This window comes from Citrobacter sp. MGH104 (genome assembly GCF_001034485.1).
Lineage (GTDB): Bacteria > Pseudomonadota > Gammaproteobacteria > Enterobacterales > Enterobacteriaceae > Citrobacter > Citrobacter freundii.
Genome location: NZ_KQ089818.1, coordinates 1,431,197 through 1,448,267 on the forward strand (window position 1 = coordinate 1,431,197; position 17,071 = coordinate 1,448,267).

Consider the following 17,071-nt stretch of genomic DNA (forward strand, 5'->3'; position numbering starts at 1 on the left):
TTTTTCGACATGCCCATTCCCTAAAACATCGTGACGCAGTATGTAAACCGCATCATGACAAAGTGGACAGCACCTGAGGCTTAAGCCGGGCTATGTCCCTCAACCAGTTGGCTTAAATTCACCGGCATATTGTTCTCAACCGCGGTGTACAGGCTGTCGTAGACGGTGGCGATTTTCTCGAGATAGTGCTCCAGCACCTGTTCGCGATCGCGGTTACTGAAACGCTCATCGACTTGACCGTCGATGGTCAACTGTGCCTGTGCAATCAGTTGCTTATCATCACCATCTTTTGTTTCGACGTAGTACTCGATGGTGTGGCTATTGAAGCCATCCGCCAGCGTGACGTAGATAGTGAAGTGTTCAAAAAGGACAAAGCAGAGATCTTTGTCCGGCGCACAGCTCATTGCATGATGCAAACGCGCTTTCGACAGGGTGATCCCCTGAACCAGCGAGTTACAGTAAATACGCCACTGGTCCTGTAGGCGACGATGCCGTTCAGCGATGTAATCGGCTTTTTCGCTTATTTCCCAAATAGTCATGTCAGGTTACCCGTTTAGCAGAGATGAACAGCCTTAAGCACATTTCATGCCAAAATTAAATTACTTAATTTTCATATAGATAAAAAATTAAAGGCGGGTGACGACATGTCATTTCGTCATTGTCGTCATTGTCACGAATGAAAAAAATCAACCTGGCATGCTTATTGCTTTTGATACGGCAACTTCACAGGAGGCGGTATGCACGAAATAACCCTCTGCCAACGGGCACTGGAATTGATTGAACAACAGGCCACGCAACACGGTGCTCAGCGAGTAACTGGGGTCTGGCTCAAAATTGGCGCATTTTCTTGCGTAGAAACCAGCGCTCTCTCCTTTTGTTTTGATCTGGTATGCCGCGGGACCCTTGCAGAAGGTTGTAAACTCCACCTCGAAGAACAAGAAGCCGAATGTTGGTGCGAATCTTGTCAACAATACGTCACGTTACTGACGCAACGCGTGCGCCGATGTCCGCAATGCAACAGCGATATGCTGAGAATTGTGGCCGATGACGGCCTACAGATTCGACGTATTGAAATAGATCAGACTCCAGCGCCGGATGGCGACGCTTAAGCGTCTTATCCAGCCTACAGAAAGAGCTCGTTTGTAGGCCGGATAAGGCAACGCAGTCATCCGGCAACAGATGTATCGCAAGTAAAAAGATCAGGAGTGAGCGATGTGTACGACATGTGGTTGCGCTGAAGGCAACCTATATATAGAGGGTGATGAGCATAATCCCCACTCGGCGTTTCGCAGCGCGCCATTTGCCCCAGCGGCTCGTCCAGCGCTGAATATTACCGGTGTGAAGACCTCAAATTTCACACCGAGCCAGACCGAAGAAGGCGATTTGCACTACGGTCACGGTGAGGCAGGAACCCACGCACCAGGTATGAGCCAACGCCGTATGCTGGAAGTGGAAATTGACGTACTGGACAAAAACAACCGCCTGGCCGAACGCAACCGTGCCCGCTTTGCGGCCCGTCAGCATCTGGTGCTGAACCTTGTTTCAAGCCCGGGCTCCGGTAAAACCACGCTGCTGACCGAAACGCTGATGAAGCTGAAAGATAGCGTGCCGTGCGCCGTTATTGAAGGTGACCAGCAGACGGTGAACGATGCTGCCCGTATTCGCGCCACAGGCACGCCCGCCATTCAGGTCAACACCGGTAAAGGTTGCCACCTTGACGCACAAATGATCGCTGACGCCGCGCCGCGTTTGCCACTTGACGATAACGGCATTCTGTTCATTGAAAACGTCGGCAACCTGGTCTGCCCGGCCAGCTTCGACCTCGGCGAGCGCCATAAAGTGGCCGTGCTTTCCGTCACCGAAGGTGAAGACAAACCGCTGAAATATCCACATATGTTTGCCGCCGCATCGCTGATGCTGCTCAACAAAGTGGATCTGCTACCGTACCTCAATTTTGACGTTGAAAAATGCATCGCCAGCGCCCGGGAAGTGAACCCGGGAATTGAGATTATCCTGATTTCCGCCACCAGTGGTGAAGGGATGGATCAATGGCTCTCCTGGCTGGAGACGCAGCGATGTGCATAGGTGTTCCGGGTCAAATCCGCACCATTGATGGCAACCAGGCCAAAGTCGACGTTTGCGGTATTCAGCGCGACGTCGACCTGACGCTGGTCGGTAGCTGTGATGAACATGGCCAACCGCGCCTCGGCCAGTGGGTACTGGTCCACGTCGGTTTTGCCATGAGCATCATTAATGAAGCTGAAGCGCGCGATACGCTCGACGCGCTGCAAAACATGTTTGACGTTGAGCCGGATGTCGGCGCGTTGCTGTACGGCGAGGAAAAATAAATGCGTTTTGTTGACGAATACCGCGCACCAGAGCAGGTGATGCAACTGATAGAGCACCTGTCTGAACGTGCCGCCCACCTCCCCTACACGGCTGAACGCCCACTGCGCATCATGGAAGTTTGTGGTGGTCATACCCACGCTATCTTCAAATTCGGCCTCGACCAGTTGCTACCGGAAAACGTGGAGTTTATTCATGGTCCGGGTTGCCCGGTTTGCGTTCTGCCGATGGGTAGAATCGACAGCTGTGTAGAAATCGCCAGTCATCCAGAAGTCATTTTCTGCACCTTTGGTGATGCGATGCGCGTCCCGGGTAAGCAAGGCTCCCTGCTGCAAGCCAAGGCGCGCGGTGCAGATATCCGTATCGTCTATTCACCGATGGATGCGCTGAAGCTGGCACAGGAAAACCCAACGCGTAAGGTGGTGTTCTTTGGTCTGGGTTTTGAAACCACAATGCCAACGACCGCTATCACTCTGCAACAGGCAAAGCAGCGTGACGTGCAGAACTTTTACTTTTTCTGCCAGCACATCACGCTTATCCCTACGCTGCGCAGCCTGCTGGAACAGCCGGACAACGGTATTGACGCCTTTTTAGCACCAGGCCACGTCAGCATGGTGATTGGCACAGATGCCTATAATTTCATTGCTTCAGACTTCCATCGTCCGTTAGTGGTCGCCGGTTTTGAACCGCTCGATCTCCTGCAAGGCGTGGTGATGTTAATTGAGCAGAAAATTGCCGCGCACAGCCAGGTAGAAAACCAGTACCGTCGCGTGGTACCGGACGCCGGTAACGCGTTAGCGCAACAGGCCATCGCCGAGGTGTTCTGCGTCAATGGCGACAGCGAATGGCGCGGTCTGGGCGTTATCGAATCCTCTGGCGTTCACCTGACGCCTGACTATCAGCGCTTTGATGCCGAAGCCCATTTCCAGCCAGCGCCGCAGCAGGTGTATGACGATCCGCGCGCGCGTTGTGGGGAAGTGCTGACGGGCAGATGTAAACCACATCAGTGCCCATTATTTGGCAAAACGTGTAACCCGGAGACCGCGTTTGGCGCCCTGATGGTCTCCTCAGAAGGCGCATGTGCCGCCTGGTATCAGTATCGTCAGCAGGAGTGTGAAGCATGAGCAGCGTACAACTCGCCCACGGTAGCGGCGGTCAGGCTATGCAGCAGTTGATCAACAGTCTGTTTATGGAGGCATTCGCGAATCCGTGGCTGGCGGAACAAGAAGATCAGGCACGTCTGGAACTGGCGCAACTGGTCGCTGAAGGCGATCGTCTGGCGTTTTCAACCGACAGCTATGTTATCGATCCATTGTTCTTCCCGGGCGGTAATATCGGCAAGCTGGCTATCTGTGGTACGGCTAACGACGTGGCGGTCAGCGGCGCGATCCCGCGCTATCTCTCCTGCGGTTTTATCCTCGAAGAAGGTTTACCAATGGAGACGCTGAAAACCGTCGTTAACAGCATGGCGGCAACCGCACGCGAAGCGGGTATCGCCATCGTCACCGGCGACACCAAGGTTGTACAGCGCGGCGCGGCGGACAAGCTTTTTATCAACACCGCCGGAATGGGCGCGATCCCCGCCAACATTCACTGGGGCGCACAGACCCTGAGCGTGGGCGATGTGCTGCTGGTCAGCGGTACGCTTGGCGATCACGGCGCAACTATCCTTAACCTGCGCGAACAGTTGGGTCTTGATGGCGAACTGGTCAGCGACTGCGCGGTATTGACGCCGCTTATCCAGACGCTACGTGATATTCCCGGCGTCAAGGCGCTGCGTGACGCCACCCGTGGCGGCGTGAATGCGGTAACGCATGAATTTGCCGCATCATGCGGGTTTGGTATTGAGCTGTCTGAAGCAGCCCTGCCCGTGAAGCCCGCGGTGCGTGGAGTTTGCGAACTGCTGGGACTGGATGCGCTCAACTTTGCTAACGAAGGTAAGCTGGTGATTGCCGTTGAGCGTCAGGCCGCTGAAACGGCGCTTGCCGCGCTGCGCGCGCATCCATTAGGACGCGATGCCGCAATGATTGGCGAAGTGGTAGAACGCAAAGGTGTGCGTCTGGCCGGACTTTACGGCGTGAAACGAACCCTCGATTTACCACACGCCGAACCTTTACCTCGTATATGCTAACTGCCCATTAGCAGCAACGTGTAGGCCGGATAAGCGAAATCGCTATCCGGCAATAATTTACGACTTATACCTATAATTCATTTACCGTTTTCGCACCGTTCTGCGGTGCTTTTCCTGGAAAAGCAATATGTCGTATACACCGATGAGTGACCTCGGACAGCAAGGCCTGTTCGATATTACTCGTACATTATTACAGCAGCCCGATCTCCCGTCTCTTAGCGAGGCGCTTTCGCAGCTGGTCAAGCGTTCAGCTCTGGCCGACTGTGCGGCTATTGTCTTATGGCAGGCACAAACGCAGCGTGCGCGTTATTTTGCGACGCGTGAAAATGGTAAACCCATCGATTATGAAGACGAAACGGTACTGGCTCATGGCCCGGTACGCCGTATTTTGTCTCGCCCCGATGCGCTGCACTGCAACTATCACGAGTTTACGGAAACCTGGCCACAGCTGGCCTCTGGCGGACTGTATTCTGAATTTGGCCACTACTGCCTGCTGCCGCTGGCGGCAGATGGGCGCATCTTTGGCGGTTGCGAGTTCATCCGTAACGAGGATCGTCCGTGGAGTGAAAAAGAATATAACCGTCTACAGACCTTCACCCAGATAGTCGGCGTCGTTGCTGAACAAATTCAAAGCAGAGTCAGCAACAACGTCGATTACGATCTGCTGTGTCGTGAGCGTGACAACTTTCGCATCCTGGTCGCCATCACCAATGCGGTACTCTCCCGCCTGGATATTGATGAGCTTGTCAGCGAAGTCGCCAAAGAGATCCACCACTACTTCGACATTGATGCCATCAGCATCGTGTTACGCAGCGATAGCAAAAACAAGCTCAGCATTTATTCCACCCACTATCTGGATGAACATCATCCAGCGCACGAACAAAGTGAAGTGGATGAAGCAGGTACGCTTTCTGAACGCGTTTTCAAAAGCAAAGAGATGCTGCTGATTAATCTGAGCGAACGCGATACGCTCGCCCCTTACGAACGGATGCTGTTCGAAACCTGGGGCAACCAGCTACAGACTCTGTGTCTGCTGCCGCTGATGTCGGGCAATACGATGCTCGGCGTCCTTAAGTTGGCGCAGTGCGAAGAGAAAGTGTTCACCACTGCCAACCTCAAACTGCTGCGCCAAATCGCCGAACGCGTGGCGATCGCCGTGGATAACGCCCTCGCCTATCAGGAAATTCACCGTCTGAAAGAACGCCTGGTCGATGAAAACCTGGCGCTGACAGAACAACTCAACAACGTGGAGAGCGAGTTCGGTGAAATCATTGGCCGCAGCGAAGCGATGTACAGCGTGCTCAAGCAGGTCGAAATGGTGGCGCAGAGCGACAGCACCGTCCTGATTCTCGGCGAGACCGGAACCGGTAAGGAGCTGATCGCCCGCGCAATTCACAACCTGAGTGGACGTAACGCCCGCCGGATGGTGAAGATGAACTGCGCGGCAATGCCTGCCGGATTACTGGAAAGCGATCTGTTTGGTCATGAGCGTGGCGCGTTTACCGGTGCCAGCACGCAGCGGATTGGTCGTTTCGAACTGGCCGATAAAAGCTCGCTGTTCCTCGACGAAGTGGGCGACATGCCACTGGAGCTACAGCCTAAGCTGCTGCGCGTTTTGCAGGAGCAGGAGTTTGAACGTCTGGGCAGCAATAAACTGATCCAGACCGACGTGCGCTTGATCGCCGCCACTAACCGCGATCTGAAAAAGATGGTAGCCGATCGCGAGTTTCGTAACGATCTCTACTATCGACTGAACGTCTTCCCGATCCATCTGCCGCCGCTGCGTGAGCGCCCGGAAGATATTCCGCTGCTGGTAAAAGCCTTTACCTTTAAAATTGCTCGCCGGATGGGGCGCAATATCGACAGCATTCCCGCCGAGGCGCTGCGTACGCTGAGCAGCATGGAGTGGCCGGGCAACGTGCGCGAGCTGGAAAACGTGGTAGAACGTGCGGTTCTGCTTACCCGAGGCAACGTACTGCAACTGTCCCTGCCGGATATTGCCGCGTTGATGCCGTCTACGCCTCCGGTGGCAACCGAAGTCGCACAGGACGGCGAAGATGAATACCAGTTGATCATGCGCGTTCTGAAAGAGACCAACGGCGTGGTTGCCGGTCCTAAAGGCGCGGCGCAAAGACTGGGATTGAAACGCACAACGCTACTCTCGCGCATGAAACGCCTGGGCATTGATAAGGATGCGCTGGTTTAACGGTTCGCCCGATAGCGCCACGCTTATCGGGCATCTGAATTACTTCTTACGCTGGTATTTCTCTGGCAATTCCGGGACAGGGCGTTTGTCATCAATCAGATGACGCACGGTCAGAATCGGATGACGCCAGAGCATTCTTGGCCCAGCCCAACGCATAATTTGCTTCATCTCTTCGCGTTTAGCAGGTTGATAGCAGTGCACCGGACACTGCTTGCAGGCCGGTTTTTCCTCACCAAAGACGCACTTATTGAGGCGTTTTTGCGCATAGGCAAACAACGCATCGTAATGCCCCGGCTCGTCTGAAGCCTGCGGACACTGGCTTTCATACAGCGAGATCATTCTCTGGATCGTCATTTTTTCACGTGCAATACGTTTGCCGGACATAATGCCTCCACAATTAAGTTGCATAAATAATACACCTTAACCATAGAGGCAACCAATAGCCGTTAACAATTCCAGGAAGAATGACTAAATTGCCCGGCGTTTATAAGGACGGTAGTGCGGTAGCCAAAAATTATCGTTGATGCTCTGCAGCAACACCTCGTCGCTTATCTTCTCTGCCACACCGGACTGCTGTGCCGCCTTACCGACCTCAAAAGCAATGCTGCGAGTCACGTCGCAGATTGTCCCAATCTCCGGCAACAGAGCGCCTTCCCCGTTACGAACCAGCGGAGAAGCATCGGCCAGTGCGCAGCTTGCCGCCATCAGCATAGCGTCTGTTATGCGCGTCGCACCACTGGCGATAGCCCCCAGACCGATAGCCGGGAAAACATACACGTTATTACATTGCGCAACCGGAATGGAGCGCCCATTAAATTCAACTGCATCACAGGGGCTGCCGGTCGCGATGATGGCCTGTCCCCTGGTCCAGCGAACAATATCTTCTGGCCGCGCTTCCATTCTCGAGGTGGGATTCGACAGCGGCATAACAATCGGGTGATCGCAGTATTGATACATCGTGCTAATCACCTCCTGCGAGAACAATCCGGCCTGGCCCGACACACCCAGCATCACCGTGGGTTTGACATTATGAATCACCTCCAGTAATGACGGCGCCTGCCCCTCATACTGCCAGTCAGATAAGGCCTCGGGAGGTTGTGCCAGCGGTTGCTGGAAATCCGCTAAAGCATGATTGGTGGTCATCACCAGACCGTCGCGATCCACCATAAAAATTGTCCGTCTGGCTTCAGACTGGCTCATCCCTTCACTGATGCGACAGGCAATGATATGCCGGGCTATGCCACATCCGGCTGCGCCCGCTCCCACAATCACGATCGGTTGCTTGCAGAAATCGCGGCCGCTGCCACGACATGCGGCAAGTAAGGTCGCCAGAGCTACCGACGCAGTGCCCTGAATGTCATCATTAAAGCAGCACAGATCATCGCGATAACGCTCCAGCAGAGGCACTGCGGTATGTTGAGCGAAGTCTTCAAACTGCAGCAAAACGTCAGGCCAGCGCCGTTTTACGGCCGCAATAAACATGCCAATAAATGCGAAGTAGTCTTCACCGGTGATACGCGGATGACGCCAGCCGATATAGCGCGGATCGTCCAGCAGTCGCGTATTGTTCGTCCCGACATCCAGTAGAATGGGGAGCGTATTAGCCGGATTTACCCCGCCACATACGGTATAGAGCGACAGTTTTCCGATAGGGATCCCCATACCGCCTACGCCCTGGTCACCCAGTCCCAGAATGCGTTCGCCATCTGTAACGACGATGACCTTGATATTGTGCCGTGGAATATCATGCAAAATATCGTCAATACGATCGCGATCGGGCCATGAAATAAAGACGCCACGCGCACGACGATATATCCAGGAGAATTTTTCGCAAGCGGCCCCGACTACCGGGGTATAAACGATGGGCAGCATCTCCGGCAGATGCTTTTTCAGCAGGTAATAAAATAACGTTTCGTTGGTATCCTGAATATTACGCAGATAAATATGTCGAGCGTTGTGGGATTCAGCCTCAAGATATTGTTGATACGCCCGCTCGGCTTGTTCATCAATATTCTCAATGGCGCAAGGCAGTAGTCCACTCAGATTAAAGTCATGTCTTTCTTGCTGCGTGAAGCTACTTCCCTTGTTCAATAACGGAGACTCAAGCAGTAACTTCCCCGTAAACGGGACGTATAAAACATCGTTTGTCACGTTGCCATCCATAAATTACAACCAGATAAAAAAATAAGAGCCTGCATTAACAGGCTCTCGGGATTCAAATCAGGACATAGTTGGCAACCAGCATCGCCGCGATACCGGCCAGCGCTGGAAGCAGCGTTCTTCTGACGATCATAAACGGTGAACATTCCCCTGCTTTGCTTACCGCAATAATGATGCCAGCCACAGGAGACATTGAGCGCCCCATTCCCGCCATCAACTGCATTGGCAGAATCATATTGACAGCGCTCTCACCAAATTTTGCCGCAATGGAGGGAGCCAGGCCGGAGAAAGAGAAAAAGGCGGCTACGCCAGAGCCTGTCAGGACGGCGGTGACGCCCACCAGCGCGGTCATCACCAGCGTCATACTGGTAAAACCCAGGCCTGCGTTTTGCACTGACTGCAACAGGTAGTCCACCGCGCCAATTTTCTGCAGCCCCTGGGCATAGATATCCGCACACACCAACAAGGAAACAATACTGGTAAACATGCTGCCCATGCCTTTGAAAAAGACCTGTAACCCTTTACAGCAGTTTTTGAAATCTCGGGTAGCCACCAGTTCGAAGAAAAACGCGACGACCGCGCCAAGGATCATTGCCGTGACCACGTCAATTTTGATGGATTTGATCACCAAAGGGCTAAAGACCAGCACCAGTGCTACAGGCAGGACCGGTAACAACGCGTAAATAGCGGGTGCCTTGCGGCCCTCTTCTTCTGCTTGCGCGACGCTTTGCTCGCCTGATATGAAGCCATCCTTTTTGTCGAAATACTTCGCGGTGAAGTAAATCACTACAGCAACGGCCAACATCACCACCACCGCCACCGGCATCTGGTAATGAGCGAAGTAGATAGCGCTTTCCATGCCAGCATGCTTGGCCGCCAGATTCGCAGTACCAACCGCAGGCCCTAGATCCATAAATGCGCACAGACCGATCATCGCGGCTGCAGAAGCTTTACTGACCCCAAGACGAACCAGTACCGGGAAGAATGTCACCAGCAGCAACATCGCCAGCCCCGCCGCACTTGAAATTGCCACGTGCAGAAGCTGTGCGCAGATGTACCCCAACGCGAGGATCAGGTAAGGCGCTTTAATCACCTGTAGCGGACGAATGCACATATTCACCATCGCATTCGACGCTTTGATGTGATCCATATAGCTGGCAAATCCACCCGCCGCCATGATGATAAGACCAATACCCGCAATTTGTGTGGTCAGCGATTCTTTGGCAAAGCTAAAGATGTCCAGCCAGGTTGACCCCGTGGATTTCGCTTTATCATAGAGAATGCTGTTTTCAGGATAAAACAATACGGTAATGGTCAATAATGCCAGTCCAGCGAGTAATAAAACAGTTTGCGGCTGATAGTTTTTTACAATTAACCATGCTGCAATAACTGTTATCACTATTGCTATAATAAACGCTGTCATAATAACAATTCCTATGCCATACAAATTTGGTAGGGTTACCCGTCATATCATCATTGCTTATGTAGGATAGTAAAAAAGCGTCTCCATATATAAGCAGTTATAATATGTACGTAAATTTATCGTATTACACACTCAAATATTGAGATTTAATTGTAATGGGTTGTGTGGTTATAAAATACGGGAAAGATATTTTCCCACCCCTTTTTGTGAGTAAGATCGCAACTTATATGAGTATGGTCATATCTTCCAGGAAGAGCTGGATGCGGGTTTCCAGGATATTCATTCAATGATTGACGTCGAAAGCGTATTACCCTATAACAACGTTGATATTCAACAGCAATCGGGTGTTATCCATGTATAATAAAAACACATTAAGTCTGGATGAGTATAACTTACTTACTCTTAATATGGGTGATCTAACTGAATCTGAGTGCCGACTTAATGAGTACATTAATAAACACTTCAATGAACTGCCTTACCATGGCATTGTTGATCTCTCGCAAAATGCGATGGTAAGCAAAGCAACTATTGGCCGATTTTTAAATAAAATGGGGTTTACGGGTTATGCTGCTTTCCGCAAGGCATTAGACATCACGCTGTCAAAAAATAAAATATCCGCACCGTTTGAGAAAAACATCAAACTGCGTAACAATCCTGGGATTACCACTGAAAGTATCGTTACCGATTTCACCTACAAAGTATCAGAATTATTTAATCAATTTAAAAATAATATCGATATTGAGAGCCTTAATGCATTTATCGATCTGGTGCTGAACAACAAACGTCATATTTATGTCGTCGGCCCTTCATCGTCTCATGCCATGGCAACGCATTTTTGTACACTGCTAAAGTACTTCCGCAGTAACATCTCCCTGTTACCGACGGACATCAGCGAACTCCCCAAATGTCTCGTCAACATTGAGGAAGGAGATGTCCTGATTGTTTTCTCTTACTATCGATTTAACCGGGTCGCCCTCAATATTGCAAGATGGTTCAGAAAAAAGAATGCCGCCGTAGTGTTGGTGACCAACTCAGAGGCGAACCCTTACGGTAAGTTCTGCGATCTGCAGTTTGTTCTCCCAAGCGACGTACATTCCATTTTTCAAAGCCGTATTCTTGGCTTCTTTTTTATCGAACTCATTCTACATCTGGCTTATGAGAAAGGAGATAGCGAGGGGAATTTTGCCCAACTGGAAGAATTATTCGTCTTTTTCGAAACATTTTCGGCATCGTCCCACAATACTTAGTGCCACCAACCGCCAGGAGAGCTATCCCTCCCGGCGACATGACGAATCAGGCAATATCTGCGGTTTTCACGCGATCGAACTCAGCGATAGTCTCAGCGATTAACGCGTCGTTAGCCCCGATATATGACAGCGGCTCGCAGGCGGCAGCAATTTCCGCCCCAGATAATGACGCGCGGATTTCCGGGCTAGCCTGTACGATCTCCATGAAGCTGTACTCGCCGGTTGCATGCTTCAGCAGATTTTTCACCAGGTTATAGGCGGACTCTCTGCCAATTTTGGCGGCAAGCTTCATCGTCAGCGACTCAGACATAATAAAGTGCTTTGAGCAGTCAAAATTAGCGCGCATCTTATCTTCATTAACAATGAGATGCGAAAGCAGATTCTTTGCGCGTGTCAGGCTGGTCGATAACGCATTAGAGGCCTCCGGGAGGATCGTCCAGTTTAATACCCGCATTGAGGCAGCTCGTACATCCTGTTGATCCAGCATTGCTGGCGCGCCGGAAGCATACATCCACCCCATTCTTGCCAACGTTTGCACCATATTACTGGCGCGTGGATTAACTTTGTGTGGCATGGTGCTGGATCCGCCACCGCCCTCTCCTTCGAGTACTTCTGCAATCGGCGTGCGTCCCATGGTTTCGACATCGTTGGCCAGACGACACAGCGTGCCGTGAACAAGAGCAAAAAACTGCACAACCTCAACAACCGCATCCTGGCTGGCATTATTAATCCCGCAGGGCACGTTCAGACCCAACGCTAACATCAGCCGCTGGCGCGTTTCCATTCCCTGCTTACCTACAGAAGCCAGATTCCCCACCGCACCGCCAAAAAGTCCGGTTACGGCACGCGGATACAGCTGCTGTAGTCGTGTCAGGTGGCGGTTTATCTCCGCCAGATAACTGCAAACATGAAGCCCCCACGTCGTTGCAGAGGCATCCACCGAATTGGTACGCGCAACCATTACCGTACGCGCGTGTCGTAACGCCATCGCTTTCATGGCTTCGCCAACATCAAGCAATTGCTCACGCAATAGCCGCAGCGTTTGCTGCAATCTCATCGCCATGCCTGAGTCGAGTAAATCCTGAGTGGTGCATCCCCAATGCAGAAACTGACTGACCAGCGGTGTTCCGCTGGCGGAGATCTGATCGATCAGCGGCTTTATCGCCATGCCGACCGTTTGTGTTTCCTGCGCCAAGGCTGGCCAGTCTATCTGTATTTCCCGACAGGTTTGTTCAATTTCAACGGCTGCTTGTTCAGGAATAATTCCCAACTCACTTTGCACTCGAGCGACCGCCGCCTCAAAACGCAACCAACAACGCAGCAGATTGTCGTCAGACCATATTTCCCGCATTTTATCCTGAGTGAACAATGATGAATAAAGGTCAGAATCAAATACCGTTGTTTGCTTCCCGTACATACAGCGCCTCTCCGGCTAGTGAATGCGTGATAATAGAAAATTTGATTAATCAATTTTGCGGGATTTGTCTGCCAAATTATAGGGGAAAATAGTATTCCCACCTCAATAGTAATCATGAGAATACAACATTCCCATTTTCAGCTTTTCTACCCAGTAGTAATGAGACGTACTTCACAGTAATTTTCATGATCATATATTGTAGAGCCGTAACATTTTAAAAGCCCCATAATTAAATATTAGAACCATTAATACAATAGTAAAAACAAAGATATTTATGCGTGAATAATCACATTTTATCACGAGAAAAAATGATTCCCATATCACTACCATTCCTTTTTCACGAACAATTATCCCGCTGTAAACTTTATTTATGGTCAGGAAATCAATGCTGGTTTGAGGGATGATATGAAGCTAAAAAATTATTCACTAATATTACTAATGGGTATGAGTTCCTCGGCGTTCGCCTTAAATGTGTATAATAAAGATGGAAATACGCTGGACATCTATGGCCGCGTTGAGGGTAAAATCGCGAGTGGTCAGAATTCATTTGCTGGCAGTGAAAGCCGAAGCGATTTGGGTGGACGTATAGGTATTTATCTCACGCGAGATTTGGATATTCTGCCAGAGACCAAAATCGTGGGGCGCCTGGAATGGCAGGTGCGTACCGAAAAAAATGATAACAATACCGGTGAAAGCGATATGGAGGCCCGATATTCCTATGTCGGCCTGTCAAATAAAACATGGGGTGAACTGATCACCGGGAGAACCAAAAACCCGTTGTATCAGGTAATGAAAATGACCGATAAATACAAAAATTTCACCCCTAATATCTACAGCTATGGCATTACAACCATTGATGATTCGTACCAGTTCAACCGACAGGACGGCACCGTTCAGTGGAACGCTAAATTTGCCGGCAATGAGATTCAGCTGGCATGGGTCTCCGGTAACGGCAACAGTGATAACGAAGCTCTGGATTACGGCGCGATGGCCAGCTATCGCAAGTCTTTCAAATTTGGCGACTTTAGGATTACACCTGCGATAGCGGCCAGCCGTTATAAACGACAGGACGGCGTAGTGACCACCGATGGACGTAATCAAAACGATCAAATCATGGGAGGATTACAACTCAGTTATAAAGCCTATGAAGTCGCAGTAACCGCATTACGTACGTCTATCTCTCGCGATAACAAAAGCGATAATAATTACAAGGGGATGGATTCGCTCATTTCCTACAACTTTGGCACCGTCAAGGTTCTTACCGGATATAGCTTTTTAAATGAAGATGGTAAAGATATTGCTGAAAAAGAAGACTGGCGTGCTGAAGCGCAATTAACATTGGCTAAAGACACGTGGTTATCATTTACTTACGATAAAGAGTTCGCAAGTAAGAACAAAAAGACCAATGATGATGCGCTTATCGTTGGGCTCCGTTATGATTTCTAAGAGATAAAAAATGAAAAAAATAACATTACTTGCCGCAGCGACGACTTTCGCATTAAGTAGTATCTGTGTTCACGCGGATACGTTATTAGCGCCTTCCGCACATGCGAAAATGGATGGTGAGAATAAAATTGTCGCGCTTTATGGTAACTCTTTCACTTTCTATAACAATAATATTAATACCCGCCTGCGGGATTTGACGCAGTCCTTACTGCCTGATCACGCCAAAGGCTATAAATATCGGGGGATCACGATTTCCAGCGGTCATTTAGGCTGGCAAATTGAGAATATGCGCTATCAGAACACGCTACAGAAATGGGATGTCGTCGTCCTGCAGGGAAACTCAACAGAAACGATTTCAAAGAAAGAAAGTACCCGGCAAAACTTCGTGGACTCTGCAACCCAAATGGCCGAAATGGCGCATAAAGCCGGTGCAAAAGTCGTCTATTTCATGACCTGGCCGAAAAAAGACAAACCCGAAGATAGCCAAAAACTGGCAGATGCTTATCTCTCGATTGCGCAAAAAACGGGGGGATATGTGGCTCCGGTAGGCCTGGCTTTCGAGAAAGCACGTAAAACGCACCCAGAAATTAACCTGTATTATCAAGATGGTGTACACCCTTCGATTTCTGGAACGTATCTCGCCGCCTGTGTATTTTTCGCTACTCTGTATAACCAGTCTCCGGTCGGCGGTGCGCTTCCTATTGATACAGACATGAGCCCTGGCGACGCCAAAGCCTTGCAGCAAGTGGCCTGGGAAACCGTCACTGAGTTCCAGAAGCCATAATCATCGGGTTAGTCTTCCCCCACACGCCGACAATCGTGTCGGCGTAAACGCATTATCCTCATCCATTCCTTAGCGCCCTACGCAAATAAGAATTATTTTCATTTATTTATGCCATGTGCTATATAACATAGCAAAGGCTATATTCGATGATAAATTAACCATTTTGTTTTGAGGGATACTATGCCGCATCTGCCCCATCTCAAGTCATTTCTCCTTGCCAGTGCGTTAACGGCGCTGACGCTGTCACCCGCCTGGGCGAAAGAAAAATTTAAGGTAGTAACCACCTTTACGGTGATTGCCGATATGGCGAGCAATGTGGCGGGAGATGCAGCAGAGGTCAGTTCCATCACCAAACCTGGCGCAGAAATTCACGAATATCAACCAACCCCAGGTGATATTAAACGAGCGCAAGGCGCACAGCTTATTCTCTCCAACGGTCTTAACCTCGAACTATGGTTTGCCCGCTTCTACCAAAATTTGTCCGGCGTACCAGAAGTGATGGTCTCAAACGGCGTCCAGCCAATGGGTATCAGCGAAGGGCCGTACAACGGCAAACCGAACCCGCATGCCTGGATGTCAGCGGAGAACGCACTCATCTACGTGGATAACATTCGCGATGCGCTGATGAAATACGATCCAGACAATGCCGCCACTTACCAGAAAAATGCACAGAATTATAAAGCGAAAATCCAGCAGACCCTGGCGCCACTGCATACAGAACTGGTAAAGCTCCCTGCTGATAAACGCTGGCTGGTCACCAGTGAAGGCGCATTCTCCTACCTGGCACGTGATAACGGCCTGAAAGAGCTGTATCTGTGGCCGATCAATGCCGATCAGCAAGGTACGCCGAAGCAGGTACGCAAGGTAATCGATGCGATCAGAGAGCATCATATCCCAACGGTATTTAGCGAAAGCACCGTGTCCGACAAACCAGCGCGTCAGGTTGCCCGTGAGTCTGGCGCGTATTACGGCGGCGTGCTGTATGTCGATTCGCTCAGCGCTGCCGATGGTCCGGTGCCGACCTATCTGGATTTACTGCGCGTCACCACGCAAACCATTGTTAACGGCATCAACAAAGGTCTGGAGAGCCAACCATGAGTCACTCTGCGATTACCGTAAATCAGGTTACGGTGACGTATCGCAACGGTCATACCGCATTGCGGGACGCCACTTTTCAGGTTCCGGGCGGCTCAATTGCCGCTCTGGTCGGCGTAAACGGGTCGGGAAAATCAACGCTTTTTAAAGCGCTGATGGGTTTTGTCCGCCTGGCGCAAGGGGAAATCTCAATTCTGCAACAGCCGGTAAATAAGGCGCTCAAACAGAATCTGATCGCCTATGTCCCTCAGTCAGAAGAGGTGGACTGGTCGTTTCCGGTACTGGTGGAAGATGTGGTGATGATGGGACGCTTTGGCCATATGGGCTGGCTGCGTCGACCAAAACAGATCGACCACGCCTGCGTGGATGCGGCGCTGGCGCGGGTTGATATGCTGGACTATCGCCATCGTCAGATAGGTGAACTGTCCGGTGGGCAGAAAAAGCGAGTTTTTCTGGCAAGGGCCATTGCACAGGACGGACAGGTTATTTTACTGGATGAACCCTTCACCGGCGTGGATGTAAAAACCGAGGCCCGGATCATCGACCTGCTGCGTGAACTGCGTGATGAAGGTCGAACCATGCTGGTCTCTACCCATAATCTGGGATCCGTCACCGAGTTTTGTGATTACACGGTGATGATTAAGGGCACGGTGCTGGCAAGTGGACCAACCGATACCACCTTTACCCCCGAGAATCTCGAGCTGGCATTCAGCGGCGTACTGCGTCACGTTGCGCTGAGCGGCGGCGAACAACACGTGATTACCGACGATGAACGCCCGTTTATTTCGCGACGTGCGGCAAGCGAGGGGGAATAAT

Annotated in this window: 16 protein-coding genes; 11 read left to right on the plus strand and 5 right to left on the minus strand. The window is 50.9% G+C overall.

Features of this window, described 5'->3' with window-relative positions; translation table 11 throughout:
* Nucleotides 1-80: 80 nt before the first annotated feature.
* Nucleotides 81-539 carry a formate hydrogenlyase regulator HycA gene (hycA, locus tag SK34_RS06680; RefSeq protein WP_003840271.1) on the minus strand — a complete coding sequence of 153 codons (459 nt, stop codon included), beginning with the start codon at nt 537-539 and terminating at the stop codon, nt 81-83.
* Between the two features lie 198 nt (nt 540-737).
* Between hycA and hypA the strand changes: the two genes are divergently transcribed.
* From hypA to flhA, 6 genes are all read left to right on the plus strand, one after another.
* The gene (gene hypA, locus SK34_RS06685; protein WP_003037406.1) at nt 738-1,109 is read left to right on the plus strand and encodes a hydrogenase maturation nickel metallochaperone HypA; all 372 of its coding nucleotides are present in this window, start codon (nt 738-740) and stop codon (nt 1,107-1,109) included.
* A 103-nt stretch (nt 1,110-1,212) separates the two neighbouring features.
* A complete protein-coding gene (hypB, locus tag SK34_RS06690) occupies nt 1,213-2,085 on the plus strand; it encodes a hydrogenase nickel incorporation protein HypB (protein ID WP_003037409.1) in 873 nt (290 codons plus the stop codon).
* Nucleotides 2,076-2,348 (plus strand): hydrogenase 3 maturation protein HypC, encoded by a 273-nt coding sequence (gene hypC / locus SK34_RS06695; protein WP_003037411.1) that lies wholly within the window; start codon nt 2,076-2,078, stop codon nt 2,346-2,348. The genes hypB and hypC overlap by 10 nt, the downstream gene beginning before the upstream one ends.
* A complete protein-coding gene (hypD, locus tag SK34_RS06700; RefSeq protein WP_003037413.1) occupies nt 2,349-3,470 on the plus strand; it encodes a hydrogenase formation protein HypD in 1,122 nt (373 codons plus the stop codon).
* Nucleotides 3,467-4,477, plus strand: a complete 1,011-nt coding sequence (gene hypE, locus SK34_RS06705; RefSeq protein ID WP_003037416.1) for a hydrogenase expression/formation protein HypE — start codon at nt 3,467-3,469, stop codon at nt 4,475-4,477. Before hypD ends, hypE begins: the two co-directional genes overlap by 4 nt.
* A gap of 127 nt (nt 4,478-4,604) precedes the next feature.
* On the plus strand, nt 4,605-6,683 hold the full coding sequence (flhA, locus tag SK34_RS06710) for a formate hydrogenlyase transcriptional activator FlhA (protein WP_048232680.1): 2,079 nt from the start codon (nt 4,605-4,607) through the stop codon (nt 6,681-6,683).
* 39 nt (nt 6,684-6,722) lie between these two features.
* On the opposite strand, the gene SK34_RS06715 is transcribed toward flhA, so the two are convergent.
* The 3 genes from SK34_RS06715 to dcuC form a co-directional block, all read right to left on the minus strand.
* The gene (locus SK34_RS06715) at nt 6,723-7,067 is read right to left on the minus strand and encodes a nitrous oxide-stimulated promoter family protein (protein WP_048232681.1); all 345 of its coding nucleotides are present in this window, start codon (nt 7,065-7,067) and stop codon (nt 6,723-6,725) included.
* Nucleotides 7,068-7,151: 84 nt separating this feature from the next.
* Entirely contained in the window at nt 7,152-8,846 is a 1,695-nt protein-coding gene (locus tag SK34_RS06720; RefSeq protein WP_003840279.1) for an NAD-dependent malic enzyme, read from the minus strand.
* Nucleotides 8,847-8,898: 52 nt separating this feature from the next.
* A complete protein-coding gene (gene dcuC, locus SK34_RS06725; protein WP_003846583.1) occupies nt 8,899-10,266 on the minus strand; it encodes a C4-dicarboxylate transporter DcuC in 1,368 nt (455 codons plus the stop codon).
* A 353-nt stretch (nt 10,267-10,619) separates the two neighbouring features.
* Between dcuC and SK34_RS06730 the strand changes: the two genes are divergently transcribed.
* A complete protein-coding gene (locus SK34_RS06730) occupies nt 10,620-11,513 on the plus strand; it encodes a MurR/RpiR family transcriptional regulator (protein WP_003840284.1) in 894 nt (297 codons plus the stop codon).
* Nucleotides 11,514-11,559: 46 nt separating this feature from the next.
* On the opposite strand, the gene SK34_RS06735 is transcribed toward SK34_RS06730, so the two are convergent.
* The gene (locus SK34_RS06735) at nt 11,560-12,930 is read right to left on the minus strand and encodes a class-II fumarase/aspartase family protein (protein ID WP_003840287.1); all 1,371 of its coding nucleotides are present in this window, start codon (nt 12,928-12,930) and stop codon (nt 11,560-11,562) included.
* A 405-nt stretch (nt 12,931-13,335) separates the two neighbouring features.
* Here SK34_RS06735 and SK34_RS06740 point away from each other — a divergent pair, with 405 nt between their 5' ends.
* The 4 genes from SK34_RS06740 to sitB all read left to right on the plus strand — a co-directional run bounded on the left by SK34_RS06740 (nt 13,336) and on the right by sitB (nt 17,070).
* On the plus strand, nt 13,336-14,376 hold the full coding sequence (locus SK34_RS06740) for a porin (RefSeq protein WP_016150891.1): 1,041 nt from the start codon (nt 13,336-13,338) through the stop codon (nt 14,374-14,376).
* Nucleotides 14,377-14,386: 10 nt separating this feature from the next.
* On the plus strand, nt 14,387-15,160 hold the full coding sequence (locus SK34_RS06745) for an SGNH/GDSL hydrolase family protein (protein WP_003840292.1): 774 nt from the start codon (nt 14,387-14,389) through the stop codon (nt 15,158-15,160).
* Nucleotides 15,161-15,340: 180 nt separating this feature from the next.
* Nucleotides 15,341-16,258: a metal ABC transporter substrate-binding protein gene (locus SK34_RS06750; protein ID WP_044699709.1), complete on the plus strand. Its 918-nt coding sequence runs from the start codon at nt 15,341-15,343 to the stop codon at nt 16,256-16,258.
* Nucleotides 16,255-17,070 (plus strand): iron/manganese ABC transporter ATP-binding protein SitB, encoded by an 816-nt coding sequence (gene sitB, locus SK34_RS06755; RefSeq protein ID WP_003840297.1) that lies wholly within the window; start codon nt 16,255-16,257, stop codon nt 17,068-17,070. Before SK34_RS06750 ends, sitB begins: the two co-directional genes overlap by 4 nt.
* Nucleotide 17,071 lies beyond the last annotated feature (1 nt).